Below are 14,458 nucleotides of genomic sequence, written 5' to 3'. Positions count from 1 at the left end.
TTTTCTTGTGCGAGGGCCCTTCCCACTTGTGGGTGCCTCTGCTCTGATGACCGCCAAGCGAGACGTCACTTGGGCGCCGGGGTCAGGAGGAGCGTGGTGGAGTACAACCTTGCCGACCTGTTCGAGTCGGTCGTCGACGTGGTCCCCGACCGCGAGGCGCTCGTCTACATCGACCACCCCGGCACGGGCGCCGAGCGCAGGCTGACGTACGCCGAACTCGACGCGGCCGCCAACCGCGTGGCGCACCACCTGATCGACAGCGGCCTCGAGCCCGGCGAGCACCTGGGCCTGCATCTGTACAACGGCGTCGAGTATCTGCAGACGGTGCTGGCCTGCCTCAAGGCGCGGCTCGTACCGGTCAACGTCAACTACCGCTACGTCGAAGAGGAGTTGGTCTACCTCTACCGCGACGCGGACCTCGCGGCGCTCGTCTTCGACGCCGAGTTCACCGAGCGGGTCGCGGCGGCACTGCCGCGCACGGAGAAGCTGCGCCACCTGATACGGGTGGGCGCGCCGCCGGCCGACGCACCCGCGCTCGACGTGGTCGCGTTCACCGACGCGGAGGCGGCGGGCTCACCGGAGCGCGGCTTCGGACGGCGCTCGGCGGACGACCTGTTCATCATCTACACCGGCGGCACGACCGGCATGCCCAAGGGCGTCATGTGGCGGCAGGAGGACCTGTTCTTCGCGGGGCTCTTCGGCGGCGAGCCCGCGGGTGAGCCGGTGAAGCGGCCCGAGGAGCTGGCCGAGCGCGTCGCGGCGGGCGGTCCCGGGATCACCTTCTTCCCCACTCCCCCGCTGATGCACGGCACGTCCACGCTCACGTCGTTCATCGCCTTCAACTACGGCCAGCGGGTGGCCATTCACCGCAAGTACGTCCCCGAAGAGGTGCTGCGCACCATCGAGCGGGAGAAGGTCTCCAGCGTGTCCCTCGTCGGCGACGCGATGCTCAGGCCGCTCATCGACGCGCTGCACGGGCCGCTCAAGGGCACCGACCTGTCGTCGCTGTTCAGCGTCTCCTCGTCCGGGGCGATCATGTCGGAGACGGTGCGCGCCCAGTTCCAGGAGCTCGCGCCGAACGTCCTGCTCCTGAACAACTTCGGCTCGTCCGAGTCCGGCTCCAACGGCAAGGCGACGGACGACTCGGGCCCCGAGAAGGGCTTCCGCCTAGAGGTCAACGAACGCACCCGGGTGGTGGATCCGGCGACGTACGAGCCCGTCCCGGTCGGCGAGGTGGGCCGCCTCGCCCAGCGCGGCCACGTGCCGCTCGGCTACTACAACGACCCGGCGAAGACCGCGGAGACCTTCTTCCAGAAGGGCGACGAGCGCTGGGTGCTGCTCGGCGACATGGCGACGGTCGACGAGGACGGCATCGTCACCGTGCTCGGGCGCGGCTCGCAGTGCATCAACACCGGCGGCGAGAAGGTGTATCCGGAGGAGGTCGAGCAGGCCCTCAAGTCCCATCCGGACGTGTACGACGCGCTGGTCGCCGGAGTTCCCGACGAGCGCTGGGGCAACCGCGTGGCGGCGGTCGTCCAACTGCGCCCTAAAGCGCCCGTGTTGGACCTCGAAGCGATCCAGACACACTGCAGGGCCCTGCTCGCCGGCTACAAGATCCCCCGCGCCCTGGTCCTCACCGACCACATCCAGCGATCGCCGAGCGGCAAGGCGGACTACCGCTGGGCGAAGTCGATGGCGGCCCGGGGCTAGGACGCCTGCCAGGCACTTGCGTCTCTTCGCGTCCTCGGCGACGTACTGACGTATCAGCCCGCAGTCGCCGCGGACCAGCGTGTCGAGGCGGATGCGCTGGCGCGAGCAGCCGTCCGTCAGGCGGCTGAAGATCGCGCCGCCCCGGTGCTTGTTGATCTCGACAGGAGAAGACGTCGGCCGATCCGCACTCCGGGCACTGCCCCTGCTGTCAGCAAGATCCGCCGCGGTGAGGCGAGTTCCCTGGCCGGTGAGGCGAGTTCCCTGCCTGCTGAGGCGAGTTCCGGCGCCATCGCCGCGCCGGTGTCTCATGCCACCCAGTGCGATCGCCTCGTGCCGGACGGCGGCGTGAGGCCTGCGGCGAGTGCGGCGGCCATGCGGCGCACCGCCTCGCGCAGGATGTCGGGCGACGCGGTGTACGGGATGCGGAGCCGCTGCTCGAAGACGCCCGGGTCGGTGGCGAAACGGGAGCCGCTCTCGATCCGTACACCGTCGTCCCGCACCCGATCGGCGAGGGCCGAGGCCACGGGCTCGCCCAGATCCACCCACAACGACAGGCCCCCCGGCGGCAGTTGCCAGCTCCACCGCGGGACATGCTCCGTCAGGGCGGCGGCCAGCGCGCCGCGCTGCTCGCGCAGCCGCTCCCTCCGCAGCGCAAGCAGCTCGTCGGCGCGCTCCAGGAGGTCGAGGGCGAGCAGCTGGTCGAGGACCGAGCCGCCCATGTCGGTGGCGACGCGCTGCCCCGCGAGCTCGGTGACGAGCCGGGCCGGGGCGCGCAGCCAGCCGATGCGCAGGCCCGCCCAGTGGGTCTTGCTCATGGAGCCGACGGTGACGACCTGCCCGCCGGATCCCGGCTCGGCGCGGGCGGCGAAGGGCGGCGGGGCGGGCACGTCGAGGGCGAGCTCGGCGAGGGTCTCGTCGACGACGAGCCAGCCGCCGGAGCGCTGGGCGGCGCGCAGCACCCGGCCCCGTTCGGACTCGGGCATGAGGTGACCGGTCGGGTTGTGGAAGTCCGGGATCAGGAAGGCGAGTCGGGGCACGGCCTGACGGAAGGCCGACTCGACGATGTCGACGTCCCAGCCGCTGTCGGTCACCGGCACGGACACCGTGCGCAGCCCGGCGCGGCGCACGGCCTCCAGGGCGTTCGGGTAGGACGGGTTCTCGGCCATGACGCGGTCGCCGGGGCGGCACAGCAACCCCAGGAGCAGGGTCAGGGCGTGCTGCGCGCCCGAGGTGACGAGGATCTGCTCGGGCACGGTCGTCAGCCCCCGCCGGGTGAACCGCTCGGCGACGGCGGCGCGGAGCTCCGGCAGCCCGTAGGGGTGGTAGCCCGGCGTGTGCGCGTGCTCGGCCAGGCGCGGGGCGATCCGTGCGAGAGCGTCGGTGAGCGTCCGCTCCGGCAGACCGGGGGCGGCTCTTGCGAGGTCGATCTCGGTGTCCTCCGCGGCGAGGAGCCGACGCACGCCGCTGGGGGCACGCCCCGCGGGCAGGGACGTCCAGGTGCCCGCGCCCTGGCGGCTGTGCGCGTAGCCGCTCTCGCGCAGCAGGTCGTAGACGGCGGTGACGGTGGTCCTGCTGGTGGCGAGCGCGACGGCCAGTTCGCGTTCGGCCGGGAGTCTGACGTGCAGGGCGACGCGACCGTCGAGGATCAGCTCGCTGATCGCCTTGGCCAGATGGCGGTAGGCGGGCCGTGCGCCGGCCGGGTCGGGCAGCATCGCGGCGAGCTGCCGACTGCCCAGAGTCCGGCCCGCACCCACGTCGCCCGCGTTCCCGTCGACCACACCATTCTCCTCGAATTGGCCGTTCTTTCCGGGCCAATCACTCTACAGAGTGGCCGCAATGGCCTTGAACGCACGCAAGTGGCCTTCGAGGCATCACACCGGCTTCCCGCCGGAACCGCACCACACTTCTCGGAGGCAACCAGGCATGCGCCAGGACATCTCGTACGTCCCCTTCCACGAGCGCCCCTTGAGACGCCTGCCCCAACTCCTTCTGGGCCTCGCCCTGTTCGGGTTCAGCGTCTCGCTCATGGTCCGCGCCGCCCTGGGCGTGAACCCGTGGGCCGTCCTGTACGAAGGCCTCGAACTGCGGACCCCCCTCAGCTTCGGCACGATCAGCGCCGTGCTCGGCGTGCTCGTCCTGCTGCTGTGGATACCGCTCAGGCAGCGGCCGACGCTCGGCACCGGCGCCAACATCGTCGTCCTCGCCGTCTCCTCCGACCTCGGCCTGCTCGTCGTACCCGAGGGCCTTGGCCTGCCGATCCGGATCGGGCTGCTGGTCGGCGGGGTGCTCCTCAACGCGCTGTCCGTGGCCGTCTATGTGGGCGCCCGTTTCGGTCCCGGGCCCCGGGACGGGCTGATGACCGGCGCGGCCGCCGTCACCGGCCGTTCGATACGGCAGGTCCGCACCCTCATCGAGATAGCCGTGCTCGCGCTGGGGTGGCTGCTCGGCGGGACCGTGGGCGTCGGGACCGTCCTGTACGCGCTCGCGGTCGGCCCCGCCACCCAGTTCTTCCTGCCCTGGTTCGCCTACCGCAGCCCGCGCGACGAACCCCGGGAGTCAGCCCTCGCAGACTGACCTCAGCGCCCGGCCCAGCGCGACGGAGTGCAGGGCGTCGAGCCGCTCCTCGTGCCGGACGCGCACGGCCGCCGCGGTGAGCACGCGCCCGCAGTACGGCGCGGACCGTGCCTCCGGGGACGCGGCGATGCCCCGCACCAGCTCCGTGTTGATCCGGTTGATCTCCTTGCGGACCTCGGCGAGGTCGGGCCGCTCCGTCGGGGCCTGGGAGGGATCGGCGTCCCAGCGGCGGAACAGCCCCCGCTGGACGACCTTGTTGGCCTCGATCTGGTCGCGGAAGATCCGCACGGTCGCCTCCGGGTCGGCGCCGAGCTCCCGCGCCCGCAGGGCCACGGCGTCCAGGACCTGCTTCTCGCGCGCCGGGTCGTCGATGGGGCTGTCCGTGCCGTACTTGGCGGCGGCGACGAGATCGGCGGTGGCCAGGCGCTGCGCGGACAGGTCGGCGAGGGGACGCAGGCGGGCGTACGGGCCCGCAGCCGCGGCGGCAGTGGCAGCGGGCGACTGCGAGGTGAGGGCGGCGGGCGGCCGCGAGGCGGAGGCCGCGGCCGGCTGCGCGGGCGACGCCACCGCCGCGCCGCCCCCGGCGAGCAGGGCGGCGGTCACGACGCCGACGGTCAGGGCGCGGGCCGCGGTCGGGATGAGCTGCACGGAGTGTCCCCCTGGGGAGCGTTGCCGGTGAGGCGCCCATCGTACGAGCGTCGTACGAGCGCCGCCGCCGTGCCGCGGGCCCGTGCCGCTCAGTCCTGCGCGAGGAACCCCGCGACCCGCCGCACGAACCACTCCGGGTCGTCCAGCCAGGGGAAGTGCCCGCCGCGCGGCTGCACTTGGCGCACCCCGCGCGGGAAGAGGCCGGCGAACTCCTCGGCGTGCGCCGGATTCGGGCCGCTGTCCCACTCCCCCGCGAGGACGAGGACCGGTGCGTTCAGAGCGGTCAGCGCGGCACGCGTCCCTGACGGGTCGAAGGCTCCTTCCCCGTAGAAGACGGCGGCCGCCTCCGCGTTCTTCTCCGTGGCGCTCGCCGCCCGGTGCGCCTGGGCCTCGGCGTCCCAGCGGCCGTAGGCGAGAGGCGCGAGGGCGTCCCACGCCTCGGCGGTCACGCGTCCGGCCGCGATCTCCTTCAACGCGGCCTCGGCGGCCGGATACCAGGGCTCGCCCGCGCGCAGGGCCGCCGCCTCGCGGTGGTCCTCGTCGGTGACCGTGAGGCCGACGGAGTGCGTGGACGGGGCGACCAGGACGAGCGTGCGGACCCTCTTGGGGTGGCGGGCCGCGTACAGCGTGGCGATGTTGCCGGACGCCGAGTGCCCGAGCAGGTCGACCTCGTCGAGCCCCAGGTGCTCCCGCAGGGCCTCCACGTCGTCGACGAGACGGTCGCAGCGGTACGTCGCCGGGTCCTCGGGCGCGGCGGAATCACCCGTCCCGCGCAGATCAAGGAGGATCAGGCGGCGGTGCGCGGTGAGGCCGCCCAGGTCGCCGAGGTAGGCGGAGGCGCGCATGGGGCCGCCCGGCACACAGAGCAGTGGCTCGCCCTCCCCCTTCTCGTGGTAGGCGAGCTCCGTTCCGTCGTACGCGCTGAATGTCGGCATGGGGGTGATCATCACATCCCGCAACAGGCGTGGGCAATGTCCGCCCGCCGCGCCCATGACGGTGGCCCATGCCGCCGCGTCCCAGCTCAAAGCCGCTGCGCCCGATCCCTTGACGCCCACCGCCGGGACTGGATTACTGAGCTCGACGGAAGATCGACGACCGAATGATCGGTCGCCCGTTCACGACGGGAGCATGCCTTATGACGCGTGAGCCGCTACTCCTCGACGCCGCGGAACGGCTCGGCCCCCGGGAGCTCGGGTCGCTGCAGCTGGAGCGCCTCCAGGACACCCTGCTGCACGCGTACGAGAACGTCCCGTTCTACCGGGCGGCGTTCGACAAGGCGGGCCTGCGCCCCGACGACTGCCGTTCCCTCGCCGACCTCGCGCGGTTCCCGTTCACCACCAAGGACGACCTGCGGGCCAACTACCCGTTCGGGATGTTCGCGGTGGAGCAGTCCGAGGTGCGCCGCCTGCACGCCTCCAGCGGCACGACGGGCCTGCCGACGGTCGTCGGGTACACCGAGCAGGACCTGTCCATGTGGGCGGACGTGGTCGCGCGCTCGATCCGCGCCGCGGGCGGCAGGCCCGGCGACAAGGTCCATGTGGCGTACGGATACGGCCTGTTCACCGGCGGCCTCGGCGCGCACTACGGAGCCGAGCGGCTCGGCTGCACGGTGATCCCCGCGTCCGGCGGCATGACCGCGCGTCAGGTGCGGCTGATCCAGGACTTCCGCCCCGAGATCATCATGGTCACCCCGTCGTACATGCTCACACTCCTGGAGGAGTTCGAGCGGCAGGGCGTCGATCCTCGTACGACGTCCCTGCGGGTCGGGATCTTCGGCGCGGAGCCGTGGACGGAGGAGATGCGGCGCGAGATCGAGGAGCGGTTCGCGATCGACGCCGTCGACATATACGGCCTCTCCGAGGTGATCGGCCCGGGTGTCGCGCAGGAGTGCGTGGAGACCAAGGACGGGCTGCACATCTGGGAGGACCACTTCTACCCCGAGGTCGTCGACCCGATCACGGGTGAGGTGCTGGCGGACGGTGAGCGCGGCGAGCTGGTGTTCACCTCGCTCACCAAGGAGGCCATGCCCGTGATCCGTTACCGGACACGGGACTTGACGCGCCTCCTGCCCGGCACCGCGCGGATCTTCCGGCGGATGGAGAAGGTGACGGGGCGCAGCGACGACATGGTGATCCTGCGGGGCGTCAACCTCTTCCCCACCCAGGTCGAGGAGATCGTGCTGCGCACGGCGGGCGTCGCCCCGCACTTCCAGCTGCGCCTGACGCGCGAGGGGCGGATGGACGCCCTGACGGTGCGGGCCGAGGCACGCGCGGACACGACGCCCGAGCGGCGCGATGCGGCGGCCCGGGAGATCGCGGCGGCCGTGAAGGACGGCATCGGCGTCTCGGTCGGCGTCGAGATCGTCGACCCGGAGACGCTGGAGCGGTCGGTGGGCAAGTTCAAGCGGATCGTGGACCTGCGGGGCTGACGGACAGGGATCGAGGAGCGGGAGCCGTCAGCTGTTGGCGTGCTCCCGGCCGCCGCCGTCGGAGGACGTGGCCCGGTCGGCTTCGGCCTTGGCGAGCAGGGAGAGCAGCGAGGCCACGGCGAGTCCGGACTCCGCCGGGTGGCGCAGGACCTTGCTGGGATCGATCTCGTACGTGTTCGTGCGCCCCTCCCGCGTGTGGGAGAGATAGCCGTCCTGCTCCAGGTCGGCGATGATCTTCTGGACGGCACGCTCGGTCAGTCGGCAGTGCGCGGCGATGTCACGGATACGGGCGTTGTGGTTGTCAGCGATGGCTGCCAGCACGCGCGCGTGATTGGTCAGAAACGTCCATCCGGTGTGTGGCTCGGGCACTCCATCCATGCGTCAACTCTAGGACCAGGCATACACGTTTTCAAAAACACGTACTACATTTCAGGTATTGGTTGACGTGTCTAAGGGCAGAAAGGCAGCCTAGGAACGGCGGTTGGCAGAGACGAGAGGGAGATGTCATGCCGGAGCCCGCGCACTCCCAGCAGCCCCTCACCGGAGTAGGAGCGGAGCACAGTGAGAGCAGTCGCCCGCCGACGCCCTTTCCGCGGCAGTCGGCGTCTGCCGGCGCCGTGCCGGGTGACGGCACGAGGCGCGTGGTGGTGCGAGGGGAACTCGACCTCGACACCGGTCAACGGATCCGGTCCGATCTGGGCATGGCGCTCGGCCGCTCACCCGAAGGCATCGAACTGGACCTGAGCCAGGTCGCGTTCTGCGACTGCTCCGGCCTCAATCTCCTGCTGTGCCTGCGCCGGGACGCGAAGAGGCAGGGCAAGACCGTCACGATCCGCGCCACCAGTCCCGCGGTCGACCGGATGCTCGACCTCACCGGCACGCTCGGCCTGTTCGTGCCGCCGGGCCGGGGGTGCGAGGACCTGACCTGCCCGATCACCCACGAGGCGCCGCCGGACGAGGACCGCGATCAGGATCTGACCGTCGTCGTGGCCCAGTTGAGGCGGGCCATGCGGACCCGGCCGACCATCGACCTGGCGCGCGGCATCCTGATGTCGTCCTTCAGCCTGAGCCCCGAGGCGGCGTGGGACGTCCTGGTGACGGCCTCTCAGAACACCAACACCAAGCTGCATCAGCTGGCCGGGGACGTGGTGGGCACGGTGCGGGGCAGCGCGCTGCCCGCCGCCGTGCGCAAGCAGTTGGAAGCGGCGATCGCCAAGAACACCGAGCCCCGGGCTCCGGGCCCCACCGACGTCACCCCCTCCCTGCCTCCCGAGAACATCGAGAACGTCCCCTAGTGACGCCCATGTCGGCGCCCCCTCATACGGTTCGCTCATGTCACACGGCGCACGTCTGAAGACCCATGCCTCTGTCTCCACGTCCCTGTCCCTGCACAGTGATCGCTCCCTGCACGAACTCGTGGAGACGGCCGTGCCGTTCGGCTCCGGGATCGGCGGGAAGTCGGCGCTGCTGGAGGTCGAGGGCACGCCGGTCTTCGTGAAGCGGGTGCCGCTCACGGATCTGGAGAGGCAGCCGGACGGAAGCCGCTCGACGGCCAACCTGTTCGGACTGCCGCTCTTTTGCCAATACGGCATCGGCGGGCCGGGGTTCGGGGTCTGGCGTGAGCTCGCCGCGCACACCATGACGACGAACTGGGTCCTCACGGGGGAAGCCGAGAACTTCCCCCTGATGTACCACTGGCGGGTTCTCCCCGACTCGACGTCCCTGCCGGAGGAACTGGCCGACGTCGAACGGGCCGTCGCCTACTGGGGCGGCAGCCCGCAGGTACGACACCGCATCGAGTCCCTCCAGCGGTCCTCGGCGAGCGTCGCGCTGTTCCTCGAGTACTTCCCGCGGAACCTGCACCAGTGGCTGAGCGAGCAGACGGCCGTCGGCGGCGAGGCGGTGGACCACGCCTGCGCCATGGTGGAGAAGGAGTTGGAGTCCGGCACCGCGTTCATGAACAGCCGCGGTCTGCTGCACTTCGACGCCCACTTCGAGAACATCCTGACGGACGGCCACCGCCTCTACTTCACGGACTACGGCCTGGCACTCTCCGACCGCTTCGACCTGTCGCGTGAGGAGTCGGCCTTCTTCGACACCCACAGCACATACGACCGCTGCTACGCACTCAGCTACCTGGTCAACTGGCTGGCCACCGACCTCTACGGATACGAGAGACACGAACGCGAGGCCCAGATCCGCGCCTACGCCCAGGGCGAGCGCCCCACCGGCATCCCCGAATCGGCCGCCTCGATCCTGACCCGCCACGCCCCCCTCGCGACGGTGATGACGGACTTCATCCGCCAGCTCCAGTACGACAGCAGGCAGTCCGCGTATCCACTGGAGCGGCTCCGCGGACTCGGCCTTGCGTGAGTGACCGTCAGAGTTCACGGGGCCGCGCGGTGTCCTCCACCGTGATGGCCCACCGCTCGTGGTCCCGCCAGGCGCCGTTGATGAACTGGAAGGCCGTGGAGTAGCCCTCGCGCCGGAAGCCGAGGCGTTTCACGAGGTTCAGCGAAGCGGTGTTGTCCGGCTGGATGTTCGCCTCCAGGCGATGCAGTTCCAGTGTCCCGAAGGCGAACTCGATCGCGAGGCCAAGGCCTTCGGTCATGTATCCGCGCCCGGTCGTCGAGGCGTAGGCGACATAGCCCAGGGTTCCGCTGCGCAAGCCGCCTCGGACGATGTTGTTGATGTTGACGCCGCCGACGATCGCTCCGGTGTCGCGCAGACAGATCACGAGGCCTTCGTGCGTGGGCTGGTCGAAACGCGCCAGGCGGGCCTCGAAGGCTGCCACCGTGTTCTCGTGGGCGCCCAGCCAGCGGCCGTGCATCTCGGCGCTCTCCCGGCTCAGCGCCGCGATCTCGTCGTAGTCCGCGCGGCAGAGACGGCGTACGGCCACGCGCGGCCCCTGCACGAGGCTCCTCACGCCTGGCCCAAGCGGTCCCGCAGTTCGCGTTTGAGGATTTTGCCGCTGGCGTTACGTGGAAGTTCGTCCACGAAGACGATGCGCTTCGGGGCCTTGAAGTGGGCCAGTCTCTCGCGGGCGTGGGTGATGAGGGCCGTCTCGGTGAGGTCCTTGTCGTTGCGTACGACGACGGCGGTCACCGCCTCGATCCAGCGCTCGTCCGGCAGGCCGATCACCGCGGCCTCCGCGACGCCCGCGTGTTCGTACAGCGCCTCCTCGACCTGGCGCGAGGCCACCAGGACGCCTCCGGAGTTGATGACGTCCTTGACCCGGTCGACGACGGTGAAATAGCCCTCGGCATCCCGCACCGCGAGGTCACCGGAGTGGAACCAGCCGTCGCGGAACGCCTCCTCCGTCTCCTCCGGCTTGCCCCAGTAGCCCTCGCACAACTGCGGTGAGCGGTAGACGACTTCGCCCTGCGTGCCGTCCGGCACCTCCTGGCCGTGCTCGTCGACGACACGCGCCTCGACGAACAGGACGGGCCGCCCGCAGGAATCCATCCGCCCCTCGTGCTCGTCGGGCCCGAGGACCGTGGCGAGGGGCCCGATCTCGCTCTGCCCAAAGCAGTTGTAGAAGCCGAGCTCCGGCAGCCGGGACCGCAGCCGCTCCAGGACCGGCACCGGCATGATCGACGCCCCGTAGTACGCCTTGCGCAGCGCCCCGAGGTCACGGGTCGCGAAGCCGGGGTGGCGCGAGAGGCCGATCCACACCGTGGGCGGCGCGAAGAGGCTGTCGGCACGGCCGGCCTCCACGAGGTCGAAGATCTGCCCCGCGTCGGGCCCGTCGAGGATCGTGTTCTCGGCCCCGACCGCCAGGTACGGCATGAGGAAGACGTGCATCTGCGCCGAGTGGTAGAGCGGCAGCGAATGGACCGGCTTGTCCGTCTCCTCGAGGTCCAGCGCGGTGATCGCGCTGACGTACTCGTGGACGAGCGCCCGGTGCGTGAGCATCGCGCCCTTCGGCAACGCCGTGGTGCCCGATGTGTAGAGGAGTTGCGCCAGGTCCTCGCTGCCGGGCCCGTCACCCTCGTACGCCGATGTGGCCGCGAGCCTCGCGAGCAGCGCCCCCTCCGCGTCGCGCAGCGCGAGGACCGGCACGCCCTCCGGCAGCCGCCCCGCGATGTCCGGATCCACGAGGACCAGCGCGCTGCCCGACTGGCGGACGATGTACGCGAGGTCGTCGCCGCTCAGGTTCTGGTTGACCGGCACATGGACCAGGCCCGCCCGCGCGCAGCCGAGGAAGCCGATCAGATAGGCGTCGGAGTTGTGGGCGTAGGCACCGACACGGTCCCCGGGGGCCAGGCCGTGCCCGCGCAGCACCGCGGCCGCGCGCGACACGGCGTCGTCGAGTTCCTCGTACGTCCAGGACCGCTCGCCGTAGCGCAGCGCCGTGCGCCGAGGCGTGCGGCGCGCGCTGCGCCGGAGGACTCCGTCGACCGTGTTGTCACGTACACCCGTCATGGCGTGATCCTGAGCCCGCGCACCGGCGAGGTCAAGAGATCCGCTCCGCGACCGGGAGAAAGTGACCGACCGCTTGGTACGCTCAACCGCTCCTTCCCGAACTCCAGTTGGGAGGCACGATGCGCATCGGCACAAGACGCACGGCGGCCGTGGGAATCGCCCTGTTGACCGCGGTGGCCCTGCTCCCGTCGTCCGGCGCGGGCGCCGCGTCCAAGGACGCCCGCGAGGACGCCCGCCCCTCGGGCGGCGGCCTGCACGCCACCATCCGCTACACCGAGTACGGCATTCCGCACATCCTCGCCAAGGACTACGAGAACCTCGGCTTCGGCACCGGCTGGGCGCAGGCCGCCGACCAGGTGTGCACCCTCGCCGACGGATATGTGACCGTACGCGGCGAGCGTTCCCGCCACTTCGGGCCGACCGCCTCTCCCGGCTCCGCGCTGTCCTCGGCGTCCACGAACCTCAGCAGCGACCTGTACTTCCGCGGCGTGCGCGAGGCCCGCACCGTGGAGAAGCTCCTCGACCGGCCCGCCCCGGCAGGCCCGAGCCGCCGCTCCAAGGAGCTCATGCGGGGCTTCGCCGCGGGCTACAACGCCTGGCTGAAGCAGAACCGCGTCACCGACCCGGCCTGCGCCAAGGCCGACTGGGTCCGCCCGATCACCGCCCTCGACGTGGCCCGGCAGGGCTTCGCCGTGCAGGTGCTCGGCGGGCAGGGGCGCGGCATCGACGGCATCACGGCGGCCACGCCGCCGGGAGCCACCGGCAGCGACCGCACGCCCGATCCGCGGCGCACCGCGAGGGCCGCCCGCGAGATGTTCTCCACGCAGGACGCGGACATGGGCTCCAACGCCGTCGCGTTCAGTGGAAGCACCACCGCGAACGGCAAGGGGCTGCTGCTGGGCAACCCCCACTACCCCTGGCAGGGCGGCCGCCGCTTCTGGCAGTCGCAGCAGACCATTCCCGGTGAACTGAACGTCTCCGGCGGCTCGTTGCTCGGCACGAGCGTGGTCAACATCGGCTTCAACGGCGACGTGGCGTGGAGCCACACCGTCGCGACCGGCGTCCCCCTGAACCTGCACCAGCTCACCCTCGACCCGGCCGACCCGACGGCCTATCTCGTCGACGGCAAGGCGCACAGGATGACCAAGCGCACCGTCACGGTGCCGGTCAAGGACGGCCCGCCGGTGACCCGCACCCAGTGGTGGACCCGCTACGGGCCCGTCGTCACCGGCCTCGGCCCCCAGCTCCCGCTCCCCTGGTCGTCCACCACGGCCTACGCGCTGGGCGACCCCAACGCCGTGAACCTGCGCGGCGCCGACACCGACCTCGGCTTCGGCAAGGCCCGCTCCACCGCGGGCATCCTCAAGTCGCTGCGCGACACGCAGGGGCTGCCCTGGGTCAACACCGTCGCCGCCGACCGGCACGGCCACTCGCTGCTCAGCCAGTCGCAGGTGCTCCCTCGGATCACCGACGACCTCGCGGAGCGCTGCAGCACGGCGCTCGGCAAGGTCACCTACCCGGCCTCGGGTGTCGCGGTCCTCGACGGCTCGCGGGGCGACTGCGCGCTCGGCTCCGACAAGGACGCGGTGCAGCCCGGCATCTTCGGCCCGTCACGGATGCCGACCCTCAAGGACGCCCCGTACGCGGAGAACTCCAACGACAGTGCCTGGCTGACCAACGCCGACCGGCCCATCACCGGGTACGAGCGGATCTTCGGCACGATCGGCACGCAGCGCTCGATGCGCACGCGCGGCGGCATCGAGGACGTGGCGGCGATGGCCGACCGGGGCGAGCTGACGGTGAAGGACCTGCAGCGGCAGCAGTTCGCCAACCGCGTGCCCGCGGCGGACCTCGCCGCCGACGACACCGCGAAGGCCTGCGCGGCACTGCCGGGCGGGACGGCAACGGGCAGCGACGGCAAGGCCGTTGACGTGAGCAAGGCGTGCACCGTCCTGGCGCGCTGGGACCACGCGATGGACACCGACAGCCGCGGCGCGCTGCTCTTCGACCGCTTCTGGCGCAAGCTGACGGCGGCCGTGCCGAACGCGCAGCTGTGGAAGGTCCCGTTCTCGGCGGCCGACCCGGTGCGCACCCCGAACACCCTCAACACCGCGCTGCCCGGCTTCGGAACGGCACTGGCCGACGCGGTCACCGAGCTCACCTCGGCGGGCATCGCCCTGGACGCGCCGCTGGGCGAGAACCAGTACGTCGTACGGGGCGGCAAGCGCATCCCGGTCTCCGGCGGCACGGAGTCCCTCGGCGTCTGGAACAAGGTCGAGGCCACCTGGGACGCGAAGGCCGGCTACACCGAGGTCGTGCACGGCACGAGCCACGTCCAGGCGGTCGGCTGGACCGACGGGCGCTGCCCCGAGGCCCGCACGCTCATCGCGTACTCCCAGTCGTCGAACCCCAACTCGCCGCACTACAGCGACCAGACGAAGCTGTACGCGAAGGAGCGCTGGGTGAGGTCGCGTTTCTGCGAGAAGGACATCCTCGGTGATCCCGCGCTGAAGGTGGTGCGGGCGCGCGAGCGCCGCTGACACCGGAACGCACGAGGACCGCGAGGACCGCAGGACTGCAGGACTGCAGGACTGCGAGGGCCACGCAGGCCACGAAGGCCACGAGGACGAGGCCGGGCCCCACTACGGGGCCCGGCCTCGCGCCGTCTCGCAG

Annotated in this window: 12 protein-coding genes; 6 read left to right on the top strand and 6 right to left on the bottom strand. The window is 71.3% G+C overall.

Annotation, left to right across the window (positions count from 1 at the left end):
- Positions 1–96: 96 nt before the first annotated feature.
- On the top strand, positions 97–1,710 hold the full coding sequence (locus AB0B50_RS01290) for an acyl-CoA synthetase (protein ID WP_362323716.1): 1,614 nt from the start codon (positions 97–99) through the stop codon (positions 1,708–1,710).
- 305 nt (positions 1,711–2,015) lie between these two features.
- Here AB0B50_RS01290 and AB0B50_RS01285 read toward each other — a convergent pair whose 3' ends face one another.
- Positions 2,016–3,422: a PLP-dependent aminotransferase family protein gene (locus AB0B50_RS01285; RefSeq protein ID WP_362324999.1), complete on the bottom strand. Its 1,407-nt coding sequence runs from the start codon at positions 3,420–3,422 to the stop codon at positions 2,016–2,018.
- Positions 3,423–3,633: 211 nt separating this feature from the next.
- Between AB0B50_RS01285 and AB0B50_RS01280 the strand changes: the two genes are divergently transcribed.
- Positions 3,634–4,284, top strand: a complete 651-nt coding sequence (locus tag AB0B50_RS01280) for a hypothetical protein (RefSeq protein WP_362323713.1) — start codon at positions 3,634–3,636, stop codon at positions 4,282–4,284.
- Here AB0B50_RS01280 and AB0B50_RS01275 read toward each other — a convergent pair.
- Entirely contained in the window at positions 4,267–4,932 is a 666-nt protein-coding gene (locus AB0B50_RS01275; protein WP_362323710.1) for a chorismate mutase, read from the bottom strand. The two genes, AB0B50_RS01280 and AB0B50_RS01275, sit on opposite strands and share 18 nt — an antisense overlap.
- A gap of 89 nt (positions 4,933–5,021) precedes the next feature.
- Positions 5,022–5,867 carry an alpha/beta hydrolase gene (locus AB0B50_RS01270; protein ID WP_362323708.1) on the bottom strand — a complete coding sequence of 282 codons (846 nt, stop codon included), beginning with the start codon at positions 5,865–5,867 and terminating at the stop codon, positions 5,022–5,024.
- A gap of 200 nt (positions 5,868–6,067) precedes the next feature.
- On the opposite strand from AB0B50_RS01270, the gene paaK reads away from it, so the two are divergent.
- Entirely contained in the window at positions 6,068–7,360 is a 1,293-nt protein-coding gene (gene paaK, locus AB0B50_RS01265) for a phenylacetate--CoA ligase PaaK (RefSeq protein WP_362323705.1), read from the top strand.
- A 27-nt stretch (positions 7,361–7,387) separates the two neighbouring features.
- Here paaK and AB0B50_RS01260 read toward each other — a convergent pair whose 3' ends face one another.
- The gene (locus AB0B50_RS01260) at positions 7,388–7,738 is read right to left on the bottom strand and encodes a helix-turn-helix domain-containing protein (RefSeq protein WP_362323702.1); all 351 of its coding nucleotides are present in this window, start codon (positions 7,736–7,738) and stop codon (positions 7,388–7,390) included.
- Positions 7,739–7,866: 128 nt separating this feature from the next.
- Here AB0B50_RS01260 and AB0B50_RS01255 point away from each other — a divergent pair, with 128 nt between their 5' ends.
- Both AB0B50_RS01255 and AB0B50_RS01250 read left to right on the top strand, forming a co-directional pair.
- Complete coding sequence (locus AB0B50_RS01255) at positions 7,867–8,655, top strand: ANTAR domain-containing protein (RefSeq protein WP_362323699.1); 789 nt, start codon at positions 7,867–7,869, stop codon at positions 8,653–8,655.
- 37 nt (positions 8,656–8,692) lie between these two features.
- Positions 8,693–9,733, top strand: coding sequence for a protein kinase family protein (locus AB0B50_RS01250; protein WP_362323696.1), 1,041 nt, complete (start codon positions 8,693–8,695; stop codon positions 9,731–9,733).
- A 7-nt stretch (positions 9,734–9,740) separates the two neighbouring features.
- Here AB0B50_RS01250 and AB0B50_RS01245 read toward each other — a convergent pair whose 3' ends face one another.
- Both AB0B50_RS01245 and AB0B50_RS01240 read right to left on the bottom strand, forming a co-directional pair.
- Positions 9,741–10,259 (bottom strand): GNAT family N-acetyltransferase, encoded by a 519-nt coding sequence (locus tag AB0B50_RS01245; protein ID WP_362323693.1) that lies wholly within the window; start codon positions 10,257–10,259, stop codon positions 9,741–9,743.
- 23 nt (positions 10,260–10,282) lie between these two features.
- Positions 10,283–11,785, bottom strand: coding sequence for an acyl-CoA synthetase (locus AB0B50_RS01240; RefSeq protein WP_362323690.1), 1,503 nt, complete (start codon positions 11,783–11,785; stop codon positions 10,283–10,285).
- Positions 11,786–11,904: 119 nt separating this feature from the next.
- Between AB0B50_RS01240 and AB0B50_RS01235 the strand changes: the two genes are divergently transcribed.
- Positions 11,905–14,325 (top strand): penicillin acylase family protein, encoded by a 2,421-nt coding sequence (locus AB0B50_RS01235; RefSeq protein WP_362323687.1) that lies wholly within the window; start codon positions 11,905–11,907, stop codon positions 14,323–14,325.
- Positions 14,326–14,458 lie beyond the last annotated feature (133 nt).

Source organism: Streptomyces sp. NPDC041068 (assembly GCF_040647455.1).
Classification (GTDB): domain Bacteria; phylum Actinomycetota; class Actinomycetes; order Streptomycetales; family Streptomycetaceae; genus Streptomyces.
The sequence above is the reverse complement of the archived record's forward strand: the minus strand, read 5'-3'. Positions and strand labels throughout refer to the sequence as shown.

Bases quoted from the DNA above. Each gene is read 5' to 3' on its own strand.
- AB0B50_RS01270 (WP_362323708.1), bottom strand. From the start codon at position 5,867: ATGCCGACATTCAGCGCGTACGACGGAACGGAGCTCGCCTACCACGAG.
- AB0B50_RS01285 (WP_362324999.1), bottom strand. From the start codon at position 3,422: ATGCTGCCCGACCCGGCCGGCGCACGGCCCGCCTACCGCCATCTGGCC.
- AB0B50_RS01280 (WP_362323713.1), top strand. From the start codon at position 3,634: ATGCGCCAGGACATCTCGTACGTCCCCTTCCACGAGCGCCCCTTGAGA.
- AB0B50_RS01250 (WP_362323696.1), top strand. From the start codon at position 8,693: ATGTCACACGGCGCACGTCTGAAGACCCATGCCTCTGTCTCCACGTCC.
- AB0B50_RS01235 (WP_362323687.1), top strand. From the start codon at position 11,905: ATGCGCATCGGCACAAGACGCACGGCGGCCGTGGGAATCGCCCTGTTG.
- AB0B50_RS01240 (WP_362323690.1), bottom strand. From the start codon at position 11,785: ATGACGGGTGTACGTGACAACACGGTCGACGGAGTCCTCCGGCGCAGC.
- AB0B50_RS01255 (WP_362323699.1), top strand. From the start codon at position 7,867: ATGCCGGAGCCCGCGCACTCCCAGCAGCCCCTCACCGGAGTAGGAGCG.
- paaK (WP_362323705.1), top strand. From the start codon at position 6,068: ATGACGCGTGAGCCGCTACTCCTCGACGCCGCGGAACGGCTCGGCCCC.
- AB0B50_RS01260 (WP_362323702.1), bottom strand. From the start codon at position 7,738: ATGGATGGAGTGCCCGAGCCACACACCGGATGGACGTTTCTGACCAAT.